This window comes from Fusibacter sp. A1, assembly GCF_004125825.1.
Lineage (GTDB): Bacteria > Bacillota > Clostridia > Peptostreptococcales > Acidaminobacteraceae > QQWI01.
In genome coordinates, this window is record NZ_QQWI01000010.1 from 19,340 (window position 1) to 33,891 (window position 14,552).

Here is a 14,552-nt window from a genome sequence, read left to right on the forward strand (position 1 = left end):
ACCTATTAATAATTACGGTCCATATACGCCCATATTGGGAGTATGGTTTGTGTGTTTGTAGATAAGTTATGGTACTCGATTGGGGATAATAACCCTTCAGAGTACTGCTTTTTTATGTTCAAGTTGTAATTTCTTATATGGTGCTGAAAACTTATTTTTACATGACTTAGAGCCTGTGCGGATTTAATAAAGGGCATGACAAATTCAGAGTTCACTGATGAGTAGTTTTGCCTTAATTCATGAAACAGCTCCACATGATCATCATCGCTCAGAAAATGTAACGTTGGATCAAAGCCGTGCTCTTTTAAGGTGTTAGAAAGTTTTAACCGGGATACTTGATCAGATTTTTTTAGGAGCTTACGGTCTTCAAAGAAGCAGAGGTAGGCAATTGGCATATTTAAGCTAGTAGCAACTGAAAGGGCGACAGCTGTCAATAGATCCTCAAAATGCTTGTATGAAACCTTTGAATAAATCCTTGAACAGGCGATATGACTTTTTATATCTATGAGGTTGTATAGATAAAGGTGTCCGTAGTTAGGTGTATAGCCGTAATCAGTAATCCAGAAGATCCAACACTCGCCGCTTGTAAGTGAGTTTAAGTCAGGAAGCTGACTTTTATGATCGGCTTGGTATTTTTTTGCATATTTAATGCGGTTTTCTTTGCGCGTTAAGGCGTGTCTTTTTAATATGTTATAGACTGCTGATTCACTAATCTTGCATCCAAGTTCATCAAGTAGGTACTTCAAAGCTCGGGGACCATAGTGGGGATAGGTTTTTACTAGCCTAAATAACTTCTCTTCAATCGAAGCACTGGTCTTATTGAGTGGGATAAAACTTTTTTTCTTGTCGTTTAGGCCATCAATACCATCTTCTTTAAACCTAGTTAACCATCTGTAATAGATTGTTCTAGAGATCGCGTACTTTTTGCAAGTAGGACTGATACCATTTTTTAATCCCTCTGAAATTATTTTATACTTCTGGTCTTTTAGCATGGTTATTTATCTCCCTGATTTTATTCTAATTCCCCAAACTTTAAATGGCAAGATATATTCACTGAGGCAAAAAGTTTACTTTGCCTATCTGTTTACACTTTTTATAAAACTAGCTATAGTTTGATCTGACAAAAGTGTGTGAAATAAATACCTCGTGTTTTATTCTCAGAAAATTCACGCGATTACCCAGCGATTTCCAAGTGTAAACAGTTAGGTAAAGTAGAAGCTCAAAAAAAACGTTGAAAAACTTAGGTTTGATGACCGTATTTAATAGTGGTAGACTCTGCATAAGAACATGGAGGGAAAGTCATGCAAGATATGAAAGTGTTTAAAATTCAAAAGAATATTCATGAGGACAATCAACTGGTTGCAAAGGAAACTAGAAACCATCTTAAAACCAAGTCAACCTACTTAGTCAACATTATGTCCTCACCTGGAAGTGGCAAGACCACTACCTTGGTGAGTACCATTAAGGTTCTAAAAAAGGAGCTTGCAATAGGAGTGATGGAAGCAGATGTCGATTCAGATGTTGATGCAAGAACCGTTCAAAATGCAGGTGCAAAGGCTATTCAACTTCATACGGGTGGACTTTGTCATTTAGATGCCACTATGACCAGACAAGGGCTTGATGAATTGGGGATAGAGGAGTTGGATTTGGTTTTTCTTGAGAACATCGGCAACTTGATTTGCCCAGCAGGCTACGATACTGGAGCTATGAAGAATGTGGCAATTCTGAGTGTGCCAGAAGGTGATGACAAGCCCTTAAAATACCCCAAGATTTTTTGCATGGTCGATGCGCTTATTATCAATAAAATTGATGCACTTGAGCATTTTGATTTTGACTTTGATAAGTTAGAATCGCGTGTTAGAGCCCTAAATCCTGACATTGTCCTATTTAAGGTGTCAGCAAAGACGGGAGAAGGCATTGACGAATGGGCCAAGTGGCTTACATCTGAAATGAGAGGTGAAGGCAATGACAAAAAGTAAAACTCTTGATTTTGATCGCTTAAAGGAAAAGTATAAGTTTGCCTTGTCTTGGGATGATGTTGGAAATCGCCCCTATAGAGAAGATGTTTTGGCTTTGGCTAATAAAATTGGCAGAACTAAGGCCGGTACATCCAGAGAAGCCATACCATTTGGTCCTGAGTATTATGCTATTGCGCCCTTGCTTGACGAATACCAGATAAAAGTTGCCATGAACTTAAGGTTTAGAGAAAAAGTAAGTGCAAAAGATATTAGCGAAGCAATCAGTGAACCCTATGAGAAAGTGGATGAAGCCCTTAAACATATTGCATGGACAGGCCTTGCGTTTGTCAATACCATCAATGGGGTGGACATGTACTGGTTAGATATCTTTGTCCCTGGACACCTAGAAATGATTAATAACAATAAGGAGCTTGTGGAAAAGCATCCTGAAGTTGCTCTTGCCTTTTACTATTTTGGTAGTAAAAAGGGACCAATGGCAGCGGGAATTATGCCTATTGGCGGAGGACCTATGCGTGTACTCCCTATAGAACGAGCAATTGATGGCAATAGTAAAAAGGTGTCTTATGAAGAAATTTCAAAACACCTCAACGAGGCAAGTACATTTAGTGTTTCAGACTGTTCCTGTAGAACTTCTAGAGAAGCGATGGGAGAAGGATGTGGTCATTTAAAAGAGGAAATGTGCGTCCAACTTGACCATGCTGCTGAGTATTACATAAAAACGGGACGCGGGCGAGAAATCAGCCGTGAAGAGGCCTTCGACATTATTAAAAGGGCAGAAGACAATGGCTTGATGCATTCAGTACCTAATCTTGACGAGCCCGGACATACTCATGCTATTTGCAATTGTTGTGGTTGTGGTTGCTATGCTATGCGTTTAGCCAATGAGTACCTCAATAACGATATTGTCAGGTCCAATTATAAGTCAGAAGTTGAAGAAGATAAGTGTGTCGCTTGTGGCGAGTGCGTGGATGTATGCCCGACAAATGCGCTACGATTGGGTCAAAAGCTATGTTCAACAGATGATATTAACGCGCAAATCACTAAACAAACTCCAAGAGATACAGAATGGAACAGTGACAAGTGGAACACAGACTATCGAATAAACCGGAAAAACACCATGGAGACTGGAACTGCTCCTTGCATTACTAAGTGTCCAGCTCATATTCCAGTACAAGGATATATAAAACTGGCTTCACAAGGAAAGTATTTGGAAGCCCTAGAGCTTATAAAAAAACATAATCCACTACCAGCCGTTTGTGGTCGTGTTTGCCCAAAACTTTGTGAAGAAGACTGTACAAGAGGTGATATAGATGAAGCGGTAGCTGTTGACGATATAAAGAAATTTATTGCTGAAAAAGACCTTCAGGAGTCAACGAGATACGTACCGACAAAAAGACATGATTACTCAGATAAGAAAATTGCCATTATCGGTGGTGGACCATCTGGTTTAACGTGTGCTTATGATTTATCCATAGACGGCTATGATGTTACCGTCTTTGAGAAGCAGGCTAGACTTGGTGGTATGTTGACCTTGGGAATACCTGAATACCGTCTGGAAAAAGATGTGATTGAAGCTGAAATAGATGTCTTAAGGGCGATGGGTGTTAAGTTTGAAACGGGGATAGAAATTGGAAAAGACATCAAGATTAACGAGCTAAGAAGTAAAGGGTTTGATGCTTTTTACATTGCCATTGGTGCCCATAGCGGACGTAAACTCAATATTGAAGGAGAAGAAGCGCATGGCGTGTTTTCTGGAGTTGACTTTTTACGTGAAATCAATTTGGGTAGGGGATCTGAGGTCTCAAATAGAACAATCGTCATAGGTGGAGGTAATGTCGCCATCGATGTGGCTAGAAGTGCCATAAGATTATCCGATGTGACTCAAACGGCCATCTATTGCTTAGAATCCCAAACTGAAATGCCTGCCCATAAAGAAGAGATTGAAGAGGCTCTTGATGAAGGTATTGAAATATTCAATGGCTATGGTCCTGCTAGAATTCTCACTTCAGGTGGGAAAGTAAGGGGTGTTGAGTTTAAAAAATGTCTCTCTGTCTTTGATGAATCAGGTAAGTTCAATCCAGTGTTTGATCAGGAAAACCCACTGACTGTCGAGTGTGATCATGTCTTGCTTTCAGTAGGGCAAACCTATGACTATGGTTCGATTTTGGATGGGGAAAATATTGAACTGACAAATAGACATACCATAGCTGTAGATCCCATCACCCTACAAACGAGTCGAGGAGATATCTTTGCAGGTGGTGATGTTGCCAGTGGTCCAAAGCTAGCGATCGATGCAATTGCATCAGGTAAGGAAGCTGCGATTTCTTTACACCGTTATGTGCAAAATGGTCAGTCACTGGTCTTTGGTCGAGATAATCACTCTTACAAGGTGCTCGAGAAATCAAATTTAACTGAATTAGAAAGTTATGACCATGTTAAAAGAGAAAAAACTCACCATGTGGATGGTGCAAGGGCTAGGGAAACATTTAAAGACCTTCGAGGAACCTTCACTGAGGAACAGGTTAAATTAGAAACTGAACGCTGTTTAGGCTGTGGTGCCACAAAAGTTGATGAGTACTTATGTGTAGGCTGTGGTGCCTGTACCCTAAAGTGTAAGTTTGATGCGATTTCACTTAGTCGCGTTCATAATGTTAAAGGGTATGAACTCAAAAACCTACCTAAGGCAGTTCTAAAGAAAGTCATCGGAAGGAAAGTTAAGATTGCTGCAAACCGGTTGAATCCTTTTGTTACAACAAGGTAGGGATAAAGATGCACGAGTTAGGTATTGTATATGAAGTCATTAAAGTTGTAGAAACATTTGCAGAGGCAAACAAGCTTGTGGAGGTTTCTAAAATCGTTTTAGAAATTGGACAGTTATCGCAGGCAGTTCCACGATTTATTAAAGAATGTTACCCAGCAGCAGTCGATGGCACAAGGTTTGAAAATACGGACCTAGAGATCATCCTTGTTCCGGCAATCGGTTGTTGCAAGGGATGCGGTGTGGAGTACAACATTATTACTTATCAAAAAACTTGTCCGGAGTGTCATGGACAAACCTTTGAGTTGATATCGGGTAAAGAATTTAGCATTAAAGAAGTCTTGGCATGTTAGGGGAGGATCAAATGGGTATTTTGTATAATCAATTGACACTTGGCAGTCTTGCTACCATAATTATTTTTACAGGTGTGTGTCTGCTTATTAATGAGGCAACACGTCGGTCTAAAGCTGTTGGGCTAATCATATTTGGCTTATTGCCATTTATTTTGGCAGGGCTTGTTTACTTGGGGTATTTAGGATCGCCTACAGGTAAAACCTGGTTTGGGTGGGTTAAGGTTGTATCAGCCCTTATCGGAGTCTATGGGTTTATGCTAATCAGGTATACTAAACTAGGTCGAAATAAGTTTGCAATGTATTTTCCAGTCACAATTTTGGCGCTAAATATCGCTGAAGCTGTATATAGGGAGTTTGAGGTATTTGCCACTTATAAAGAAATGGTTACAGATGCGTCTGGTGTTGTGATGATGGGCGGCTATTGGAATGTTTTTAATGCCATAGCGGGGATTATTACAATTATCACATTGACAGGTTTTGTGGGGATTATGCCATCAAAGGCTAAAAATCCAGATATGGTCTGGCCAGATATGACTTGGCTTTATATTTGGGGATATACCTTATGGAACTTTGCTTATGTTTATAACTGCATCTCAACGCGGTCTATGTATGCTGGTTTTGGTATCCTAACAGCAGCGATTCTTGCCGAGTACTTCTTTAAGCAAGGTGTTTGGCTTCAGCACAGAGCTCAGATTTTAACAGTATATGCCATGTTTTCATTAAGTGTAGACTATCAGGCAAGTCCTCTCTTCCAGGTGGTGCCCGTTTATAAACAAAGTATGTGGTGGACCGTGAGTCTGATCTCGTTTACCTTTAATATGGGTGTGTTAGCCTATATGATTTATACAATGATAAAATACAAGAGAAATCCGCTTAAAGAGGCTTTGTATACTCATACATCCTATTATCAAAAAACCCTAGAAGACAATCATCTTATCGTTGATATGGAAGAGTTAAAGGTGGTTTGACGATAGGAAAAAAACTTCACATAAGCGAGTCTAAAGGAACAAGCTATTCATAGAAAATACCGAACTGACCCCCAAGAGTAAGACTAAAATCTATCTTATGGAGGTCAGTTTTATTATTTATAACATAGTTATGCCACCAGTTTTGCTTCACACAGGCTGGATACAGAAAATACCATCTAGGATAAGTAGATTTTTTACACTTTTGGTAAAATAATTATTGAGCTTATCATTAGATTAGGGAAGAACAGATATGATTTTGTTGAAAAATAGTCAATTATTCCTTAGTCACATCATCCTGATTTACTTGCTTTACCTAATCGTGATTGAACTAATCATGGACATTGGAATCGAAAATGATTATGTTTTGCAAAAAGGTAAGAAGATCGTTTGAAGATAACTATTGAAAATCAGTCAAATTCAAAACAAGGAGTATGCATGAATATCAAAGTTCAACATTCGATTTCAGTAGAAAATGTCAACTTTATTAGGGAATCAGAAGGATTTAGACAAAAGCCTCCCGAGTAAATTGAATGCAGCATTAATGGAAGTAGCTTGATAGTGGCTGTTTATTGTAATGAGGCAGTTGTTGGAATGGCACGATTGATATGGAATGGCGGTTCGATAGCCTTGATAGTCGGTTTATTGGTGATACCTGAATTTAGAACGAAAGGCGTTGAGAAATTGATGCTGACCAAATTGAGCTAACGGATATGATGTTTAAACAGTGTGGTTTTTAGTCTTGTGGAATCGGGACAATAGAAGAGTAATGATGAGGTAAAAGGGGAATAAATGAGACAACTGTTCAACATCATGATCATATTGTACTCATCTGCAACGGCATACTCAAGAAAGGTGAACCCCATGCCATTTAAACTTATACAATCAGATATTACAGACCTTAAGGTCGACGCTATTGTGAACGCTGCAAACGCATCGCTTCTTGGCGGAGGAGGTGTGGACGGTGCGATCCATCGTGCGGCAGGCGCCGGGCTGCTTGCGGAGTGCAGAACGCTTGGTGGCTGCAAGACTGGACAGGCTAAGATAACAAAAGGCTATAACCTACCGGCAAAGTACGTGATTCACACTGTCGGGCCAATTTGGCAGGGCGGAGATAAGGATGAAGAAGGACTGTTGAGGTCATGTTATCAAAGTTCACTTGAACTGGCTGTCGAGTACAAGTTGAGCAGCATCGCCTTTCCTTTGATCTCATCGGGTATCTACGGTTATCCGAAAGACAAGGCGATCAAGGTTGCGGAAGCTGTTATAGGTGAATTTTTACAGCGTCATGAGCTAATGGTCTATCTTGTCATTTATAACAGAAGATCATTCAAGCTGCCTGAAAAGACATTCACTGCTATCAATGCCTTTATCGATAATCGATATGTGGATGAGTACAGGATTTTTGATCGAAGCGAAGCGCATAAAGTAGGCATGTTATATGAGTCTAAAATGATTCAAACGGAATCAGTAGACGAGCAGGCCAGTAAAGAAGCCCTCAGAAGTCTGACGGATCTCATGGCAGAACTTCAGGAGACTTTTTCGGAACGGCTCTTAAGGCTGATCGATCTTAAGGGAAAGACGGATGTCGAGAGCTATAAGCGTGCCAATGTCGACCGTAAGCTCTTTTCAAAAATAAGGAGCGATAAGCACTATAAGCCGAGCAAGTCGACGGTGATCGCTTTTTCGATCGCTCTTGAGCTTAATTTGGATGAAACAAAGGATCTTTTGCAGAAGGCAGGCTTTGCCCTGTCCAGAAGCAGCAAGTTCGACCTGATCATCGAATACTTTATCAACGAAGAGAATTATGATCTTTATGAGATCAATGAAGCGCTCTTTGCTTTCGACCAGCCTCTCTTGGGGTGACGGATAGGTTATGTCGCTTGTCATGCGACCATTTAAAAGGCTGAAGATGTTATCCTTTAAGTAGAAATCACAAAGGAGGATGACACGATGAAAAAGGATTTAACAGAACTGATCTTTATTTTGGACCGAAGCGGATCGATGAGCGGGCTAGAGAGTGACACGATCGGCGGATACAACGCAATGCTTGCAAAACAAGCAAAGGTGACTGGAGAGGTGATCATTACTACGGTTTTGTTTGATGATGAATATGAACTTTTACATGATCGAATCAACCTAAGGGGGGTAAAGCCGATCACAGAAAAAGAGTACTTTGTCAGAGGCTCCACAGCCCTGCTTGATGCCGTTGGCAAATCCATTCAAAAAATCGTAAATGTCCAGAGCAACACCTCGGAGGACGAGAAAGCGGAGAAAGTTTTATTTGTGATCACTACAGATGGACTCGAGAATGCAAGCAGGGAATACTCCTATAAAAAGATCAAGGCGATGATTGAAAAACAAAAGAAGCGTTATGATTGGGAGTTTATCTTTTTAGGTGCCAACATCGATGCGGTTTCAGAAGCTGAAAAGTTTGGAATCTACAGCAACCGCGCAGCGCAGTTCCATAACGACAAGAAAGGAATCGAACTCAATTACCAGGCGGTCAGCGAAGCCATTTGCGAACTTCGATCAAACAGGTCCATATCGGAAGATTGGAAGCGTAAAATTGATAAGGATTATAGCAAGAGGAAGTAATGTAATCAACTTAATATTAAAAAATCAAAAACAGTTGTGATTTTATATGAATCACAGCTGTTTTTGATTTTCATGCGGGCTTCAATTTTAATTGTAGGTTGCAGAATAAATCATGTGGTGTCACCCTGTCAATGTATAAATGTGTATAATATAGTTAGGATGTATTACTATTATTAAGGAGATGACAATGCTATTTGAAACTTTTACGGGTATCTTAGAAACATTAAACGTATCAAGGGCTGTGATTGATAATTGGTCTGAACTGCTGTTCATCGGATTGCTGATTCTATTCAGTTTGTTGACCTATTGGATTACAAAGAGCTATCTGCTGAAGAAGCTTGAAGTCTATATTTTAAATAACAAGTTCAAATTTGATGACATTCTGCTTGAATCTCAGGTGTTTTCAAGAACGGCACAGATCCTACCTGCGATACTTATCTATTTAGGCGCTACCTCACTGCCTACCTACAGCGGTGTAATTCAAAAGGTGATGGGGCTTTATCTGATTGTGCTCACGGTGTATATCACTGATGCCGTGCTCAATGCGGTCAACTCGATCTACAGGACTTATGAAGTATCTAAACAAAGGCCTATAAAGAGCTATTTGCAGGTGATAAAAATCGTTGTCTATATCTTTGGATTCATCGGTTTTGCAGCAAGCGTCATGGGCAAGAGTCCTGTATATATTTTAAGCGGTATCGGAGCGATGACTGCTGTGCTGATGCTGATTTTTAAAGATTCTATTTTAGGACTAGTTGCAGGGATTCAGCTATCTGTCAATGATATGGTCAGAATAGGCGACTGGATCGAGATGCCTAAATATAACGCGGACGGCGATGTCATCGACATCACACTCAACACGGTGAAGGTGGAAAACTTCGATAAGACAATCACGACGATTCCTACCTATACCTTGATTTCAGATTCGTTCAAAAACTGGCGCGGAATGTCTCAAAGCGGTGGCAGAAGGATCAAACGCAGCCTGCATATGGATATGGAAAGCATCAAGTTCTGTGACGAAAAAATGCTTAAAAAGTTTGAAAGGATAACCAATTTAAGTGAGTATATCAATGAGAAAAACGATGAGATCACAAAATACAACAGCGCACTTGATGCAGATGACTTGATACAGGTAAACGGCAGAAACCTGACCAATATTGGTGTCTTTCGGGCGTATGTTCAGCACTATTTAAAAAATCACCCTAAAGTTCACAAGCATATGACTGTAATGGCAAGACAACTTGCACCCACTGAAAAGGGAATCGCCATAGAGGTGTATTGTTTTACAAATGATACGAACTGGGCAAACTACGAAGGTGTTCAAGCTGACATATTCGATCACCTGATCGCTATACTAAGTACGTTCGAGTTGAGGGTGTACCAGTCACCGAGCGGTTATGACATGCAGAAGATGGGATGCAATTAGAAGGACCTATCTCGTTTTTATTGCCGGTATGTTTGAAAGGAGCCTAACTGATGAAACATGAATCTATTGTTGTGACCTTGAAAGACCGAGAACTGGAACATGTGAAAGTGTTTTGGGAAGAAATGAAGGATGATGAACTTAAAAAGCTATGCCCTATGACAGACTACTCGCTCGATGACGCCATCAAGCTTTATGAACACACAAAAAAAGCAGGGTCGAGCAGTTTTGGTAAGTCGATCTATGCGGAGGACACCTATATCGGCGATGTATGGTGCTATTCGGTGGATGAAGTGGAGCACAGAAACTGCTTTGTCAGCATCGTGATCTTTGATAAAAGCTACTGGCATAAGGGGCTTGGCACTGTAGCCTTAGATGAGTTTATGAAGTTAATCGAATCAAAGTACGATATCGATAGGATTTGTGCCTATACCTACGCGACTAACACAGCGTCGATACGACTGCTTGAAAAGGTTGGATTTAAAATCAAAAGCGCTTTTGAAGAAGACGGTGTTGCTTCAGTTTACTATGAATATCACTTATAATCATATCAAACCTGCGATGTTCAGTGCGCTATAGACTAAAAGCATTACCATGACAAGGTTAAACTGACGCTGAAATTTTGTGAGAAACTTCTTAAAAACCGAGCCAAAAGTCGCCCATGCGATGGTTGAAACAAATGCCAGTAATGCTAGTAAAATTGAGAATCCTAAATAATGGACAGCTGATGAAAAGTAAGGCGTAATGAAGCCCGCGACAATGGTCACTGCAAATAGGATGGCTTTAGGGTTCATAAACTGCATGCTTATGCCATAGAGGATAAGCCCCTGTGACTTAACTTCTTCGTTTTTATCCGAACCATTTTGACTGACTAGAATCTTATAGGCTAATAGGAGCATATAAAGCGCTCCGAGAATACCCATATAATTCCTTATCGCAGGGATCAGATTTGCGAGTAGTAAATTGAAAAAACTAGAGAGAAGCAGTAGTATGAAAAAACCGATCATGACTCCGATAGGATAGTTGACAGCTTTTTTGAACCCGATCTTGTTGGCAAGTGCAAGCGAGATGATGTTGTTTGGTCCTGGAGTGAAGATCACTACCACAGCATAAGATAAAAATGCAGTAAGGTTAAACATAGATGCTCCTTTTATTGATGATAAGCTCCTTAAGCGACTATGCTTGAGGAGTTTTCTGCTAATTGGTTCATTTAATTACTTGGTGCTTATATTGTATCATTTCTGTAAACATAATTATTATTTTTCAAATAGAATACTTTTATGCCGAACATTTTGCTACTATGTAAAGGTCTAAGAAGATATCAGCTTTGTGTGGTTAGAGCTAAAGCGGATATCATGATCATTTTGAAAATACAACACTATATTGGAGGACCAAATGAAACATGAAATTTCGCTTGATGCGGTTAAGATTCGTAAATCGGTACGTACGTTCACAGGTGAGTCATTGACTGAGAAGGATAAAACATTAATCAAGGAGTATTTAGAGAATATAGATAATCTTAGCGGGATTCATGGCAATACAATTAAAATTCGTCTAATAGAAACAAAGGACAGAGCAATTAGTAAAATTGGAACCTATGGAATCATTAAGAACGCACCAGCGTATTTGGTGGTAACTTCGGTCAATACAAAAGATGCAATGTTTGACTGTGGTTACGTTGTAGAACGATTCTTGTTGTTCTTAGCAGATCATGGTCTAGGGACATGCTGGCTGGGTGGTACGTTCAATCGTTCTAAACTAACCGAACAGATACAATTATCAGAGGATGAAATGGTACCGATCATCACACCAGTCGGTTATGGCCATCATAAACGATCACTTAGTGATAAGTTGATTAGGAACCTGGCTAAAGGTGATGACAGATTGGACTTTGATGGCTTGTTTTTTAAAGATGCTTTCAATCAAGGCATTAAAGATCAAGAGCTAAGAGAAACACTCGAAAACGTTCGTCTAGCACCGAGCGCATCCAACAAGCAGCCTTGGCGAGTGCTTGTTGATAGTAAAGGAAATGCACATTTTTATATTAAGCGCACACCAAACTACGCTGGTGAAAAACTTGGTTATGATATTCAGTGGCTAGATATGGGAATTGCGGCATCCCATTATGAACTTGCTTTAAAGAATTTAAGCTTTAGGGTAGAGGAGCCTATACTTGATGGCACACCACAGGACTTTGAATATGTCATTACAGGTTACTCGGTAAATTAATGTGATAATTAAAACGCAGTAGATTAACACTTACGATTATCGATAGTGAATACAAGTCTGTTTTTCTATATTTTGTTATGTTATAATTTAGATAGAAAGTAAAGCAGAATCCTAACTCGGTGTTGAGTTAGGATTTTTTATAATGAGGATATCTAATGGAATGCAATATAGATATACTGATCGCCGGATGCAGCACTAATTGCAGGCACTGCTATGTCGAAGGCGGACCTGAAAGGGCGATGAGTACAGTAGATGTTGAATATATCTTAAAGCGTCTACAGAGGCTTCTGCCTAAACTTGAAGACATCGGACTTGAGGTGGAAGTGACACTCGACAACGAGCCGATCAACCATCCTGACGCGCTAAAGGTTTATGAGTGGGCTAACCGCTATTTGGGGGACTACTACTTTCATCACGGTTCGACGACAGGGATTCCAATTGTGAACCATGCGGACGGTAAGGCGTTGCTAGACCGACTGCTTGAGTATGGTTATAAGGAAGTTTCGTTGACTGTTCATGGTGGACTGATCAACCATAATAGGGTGGTTCAAAACGTGAATGGAATGCAGACCTTAATCAAGGCTGCAAAGCTATATGCTGAGAACGGTTTTAGAGTAGGACTTTCGCTGATGCTAGGCAAGTATCTGATTGAAGATAGGGATGAAGTGACGGAACTGATCAAGAGTATTCCCCACGATTATGTCTATTTCGCGATTACAAACTTTACCCCCACACCTAGAATGATGGAGTATCAAAAGCATAGGGTGACACTTGAGGATGTAAGGAAGCTGAAAGAATATCTGCACGCATGGGGTTGCGATGAAAAGGCTTTGATGGAGCGTTTTGAGGCAAATAACCAGCATAAGTTTGCACAGCGCCTACAAAAGTTGAATGTTTGGAAGGATCTTGATATGGGTGGAGAACGTCTTTACTTATCCATCGATTCGGCGCTTGACTTATCAATAGGAAACGCAGGGGTTCGAACGAAGCTACTTGGCAACCTACGTACGCTGTTGGATGAGGATATCTTAAGGCTGCTTTCAGATGTGGGGGCAAACGACATAAACTGGGCGTCGTATTTTGAGAAGGAATCGCTACCTGATTTTAAGGATTTTGTCACGACGGTTAGTTCAAAAAATGAACACAATAAGATCTATCCGGATATGGACTCTTTTTTGAGTTATCATTTAATGAGCAGTGGCATTAAACATAAGGAGTATGGGAGGGAATTATGCAGTTCTTCATCTTTTTTATAGCGGCTCTTTTTTGCAGCATGTTAGTCATGAAACCGGTGATCGCATTTGCCAAGAAGATTGACTTTCAAGAAAAACCAAGGCCGGATATTCCAAGAAAACTGCATAAGGAACCAAAGCCATATCTCGCATCGGTACCGATGTTCATTATTTACTGGGCGCTGCTTTTCGTATCGGCTGAGTCCTTTAGCTTAAAAACTGCGGTCGTCTTTGGGGCTTCGCTTATCATCTTGCTAATCGGACTTTGGGATGACTGGTACAAGATCAACTATAAGGATCTGCCCGCGCTACCAAAGCTTGTGGTTCAGTTTATTGCTTGCGTTTTGGTGTTCTCAGTGGGAGTTAGGTTCGTAGGGTTTACAAATCCCTTTACAGGAACCTTCATTCTGCTTCCGCTTACTGTGCAGTTCATTTTTACGATACTCTGGATTTTTGGAATAACGACCATCATCAACTTTTCGGATGGCATGGACGGTCTGGCTGGCGGATTATGCTTTATCGCATCCAGCAGTCTGTTTGTGGTTGCGCTGATCAATGGCGATGCGGTAAACGCACTCGCGTGCATCATACTCGCCGGAACGTGCTTGGGTTATCTGAAGTACAACAAGTATCCTTCACTTATTCTGATGGGGGATTCAGGCGCTACTTTCTTAGGCTTCATGCTGGCGACGATCGCCCTTGACGGGGTGTTCAAACAAGCGACCGTCATTTCTTTGGTGGTGCCGATTTTGATCTTCGCACTGCCGATTTTCGACAACCTGTATGTCATGTTCTTGCGTTATAAGAACAAGCAACCCCTTCATATCGGCGATGCCAACCAGATGCACTTTAGGCTTCACTTAGGGGGCATCTCACAAAAGCTGACCGTATACTTTATGTATCTGATATCTGCTTGTCTGTCTTTGGTTGCAATTATTTTAATGCTAATCACAAAAACTACTAGTTTGGCTTTATTTGGCCTTGTTATCTGGTGATCGTACAAACAATAGATGCT

Annotated in this window: 14 protein-coding genes; 12 read left to right on the plus strand and 2 right to left on the minus strand. The window is 40.5% G+C overall.

The window, feature by feature from the left end:
- Window positions 1–5: 5 nt before the first annotated feature.
- Window positions 6–992 (minus strand): helix-turn-helix domain-containing protein, encoded by a 987-nt coding sequence (locus DWB64_RS14330; RefSeq protein WP_129488942.1) that lies wholly within the window; start codon window positions 990–992, stop codon window positions 6–8.
- Between the two features lie 309 nt (window positions 993–1,301).
- Here DWB64_RS14330 and hypB point away from each other — a divergent pair, with 309 nt between their 5' ends.
- The 9 genes from hypB to DWB64_RS14370 all read left to right on the plus strand — a co-directional run bounded on the left by hypB (window position 1,302) and on the right by DWB64_RS14370 (window position 10,621).
- Entirely contained in the window at window positions 1,302–1,979 is a 678-nt protein-coding gene (gene hypB, locus DWB64_RS14335; protein ID WP_129488943.1) for a hydrogenase nickel incorporation protein HypB, read from the plus strand.
- On the plus strand, window positions 1,966–4,740 hold the full coding sequence (locus DWB64_RS14340) for an FAD-dependent oxidoreductase (protein ID WP_129488944.1): 2,775 nt from the start codon (window positions 1,966–1,968) through the stop codon (window positions 4,738–4,740). Before hypB ends, DWB64_RS14340 begins: the two co-directional genes overlap by 14 nt.
- 8 nt (window positions 4,741–4,748) lie before the next feature.
- Window positions 4,749–5,090, plus strand: a complete 342-nt coding sequence (locus DWB64_RS14345) for a hydrogenase maturation nickel metallochaperone HypA (protein ID WP_129488945.1) — start codon at window positions 4,749–4,751, stop codon at window positions 5,088–5,090.
- 11 nt (window positions 5,091–5,101) lie between these two features.
- Window positions 5,102–6,058, plus strand: a complete 957-nt coding sequence (locus tag DWB64_RS14350) for a DUF5692 family protein (RefSeq protein WP_129488946.1) — start codon at window positions 5,102–5,104, stop codon at window positions 6,056–6,058.
- Between the two features lie 558 nt (window positions 6,059–6,616).
- Window positions 6,617–6,763, plus strand: coding sequence for a hypothetical protein (locus tag DWB64_RS19675; RefSeq protein ID WP_371682611.1), 147 nt, complete (start codon window positions 6,617–6,619; stop codon window positions 6,761–6,763).
- A 156-nt stretch (window positions 6,764–6,919) separates the two neighbouring features.
- The gene (locus tag DWB64_RS14355; RefSeq protein WP_129489041.1) at window positions 6,920–7,921 is read left to right on the plus strand and encodes an O-acetyl-ADP-ribose deacetylase; all 1,002 of its coding nucleotides are present in this window, start codon (window positions 6,920–6,922) and stop codon (window positions 7,919–7,921) included.
- An 87-nt stretch (window positions 7,922–8,008) separates the two neighbouring features.
- On the plus strand, window positions 8,009–8,653 hold the full coding sequence (locus DWB64_RS14360; protein ID WP_129488947.1) for a vWA domain-containing protein: 645 nt from the start codon (window positions 8,009–8,011) through the stop codon (window positions 8,651–8,653).
- A gap of 187 nt (window positions 8,654–8,840) precedes the next feature.
- Window positions 8,841–10,079, plus strand: a complete 1,239-nt coding sequence (locus tag DWB64_RS14365) for a mechanosensitive ion channel family protein (RefSeq protein ID WP_243118990.1) — start codon at window positions 8,841–8,843, stop codon at window positions 10,077–10,079.
- Window positions 10,080–10,129: 50 nt separating this feature from the next.
- A complete protein-coding gene (locus DWB64_RS14370; RefSeq protein ID WP_129488949.1) occupies window positions 10,130–10,621 on the plus strand; it encodes a GNAT family N-acetyltransferase in 492 nt (163 codons plus the stop codon).
- Here DWB64_RS14370 and DWB64_RS14375 read toward each other — a convergent pair whose 3' ends face one another.
- Complete coding sequence (locus tag DWB64_RS14375) at window positions 10,622–11,215, minus strand: LysE family transporter (protein WP_129488950.1); 594 nt, start codon at window positions 11,213–11,215, stop codon at window positions 10,622–10,624. It lies immediately after the preceding gene.
- A gap of 256 nt (window positions 11,216–11,471) precedes the next feature.
- Between DWB64_RS14375 and DWB64_RS14380 the strand changes: the two genes are divergently transcribed.
- The 3 genes from DWB64_RS14380 (at window position 11,472) to DWB64_RS14390 (ending at window position 14,532) form a co-directional block, all read left to right on the plus strand.
- Complete coding sequence (locus tag DWB64_RS14380; RefSeq protein WP_129488951.1) at window positions 11,472–12,305, plus strand: nitroreductase family protein; 834 nt, start codon at window positions 11,472–11,474, stop codon at window positions 12,303–12,305.
- 155 nt (window positions 12,306–12,460) lie between these two features.
- The gene (locus tag DWB64_RS14385; RefSeq protein WP_129488952.1) at window positions 12,461–13,561 is read left to right on the plus strand and encodes a radical SAM protein; all 1,101 of its coding nucleotides are present in this window, start codon (window positions 12,461–12,463) and stop codon (window positions 13,559–13,561) included.
- Entirely contained in the window at window positions 13,537–14,532 is a 996-nt protein-coding gene (locus DWB64_RS14390) for an MraY family glycosyltransferase (RefSeq protein ID WP_129488953.1), read from the plus strand. The genes DWB64_RS14385 and DWB64_RS14390 overlap by 25 nt, the downstream gene beginning before the upstream one ends.
- Window positions 14,533–14,552: the final 20 nt, after the last annotated feature.

Coding starts and splice junctions, on each gene's coding strand:
- DWB64_RS14330 (WP_129488942.1), bottom strand. CDS start 992: ATGCTAAAAGACCAGAAGTATAAAATAATTTCAGAGGGATTAAAAAAT.
- hypB (WP_129488943.1), top strand. CDS start 1,302: ATGCAAGATATGAAAGTGTTTAAAATTCAAAAGAATATTCATGAGGAC.
- DWB64_RS14340 (WP_129488944.1), top strand. CDS start 1,966: ATGACAAAAAGTAAAACTCTTGATTTTGATCGCTTAAAGGAAAAGTAT.
- DWB64_RS14345 (WP_129488945.1), top strand. CDS start 4,749: ATGCACGAGTTAGGTATTGTATATGAAGTCATTAAAGTTGTAGAAACA.
- DWB64_RS14350 (WP_129488946.1), top strand. CDS start 5,102: ATGGGTATTTTGTATAATCAATTGACACTTGGCAGTCTTGCTACCATA.
- DWB64_RS14355 (WP_129489041.1), top strand. CDS start 6,920: ATGCCATTTAAACTTATACAATCAGATATTACAGACCTTAAGGTCGAC.
- DWB64_RS14360 (WP_129488947.1), top strand. CDS start 8,009: ATGAAAAAGGATTTAACAGAACTGATCTTTATTTTGGACCGAAGCGGA.
- DWB64_RS14365 (WP_243118990.1), top strand. CDS start 8,841: ATGCTATTTGAAACTTTTACGGGTATCTTAGAAACATTAAACGTATCA.
- DWB64_RS14370 (WP_129488949.1), top strand. CDS start 10,130: ATGAAACATGAATCTATTGTTGTGACCTTGAAAGACCGAGAACTGGAA.
- DWB64_RS14375 (WP_129488950.1), bottom strand. CDS start 11,215: ATGTTTAACCTTACTGCATTTTTATCTTATGCTGTGGTAGTGATCTTC.
- DWB64_RS14380 (WP_129488951.1), top strand. CDS start 11,472: ATGAAACATGAAATTTCGCTTGATGCGGTTAAGATTCGTAAATCGGTA.
- DWB64_RS14385 (WP_129488952.1), top strand. CDS start 12,461: ATGGAATGCAATATAGATATACTGATCGCCGGATGCAGCACTAATTGC.
- DWB64_RS14390 (WP_129488953.1), top strand. CDS start 13,537: ATGCAGTTCTTCATCTTTTTTATAGCGGCTCTTTTTTGCAGCATGTTA.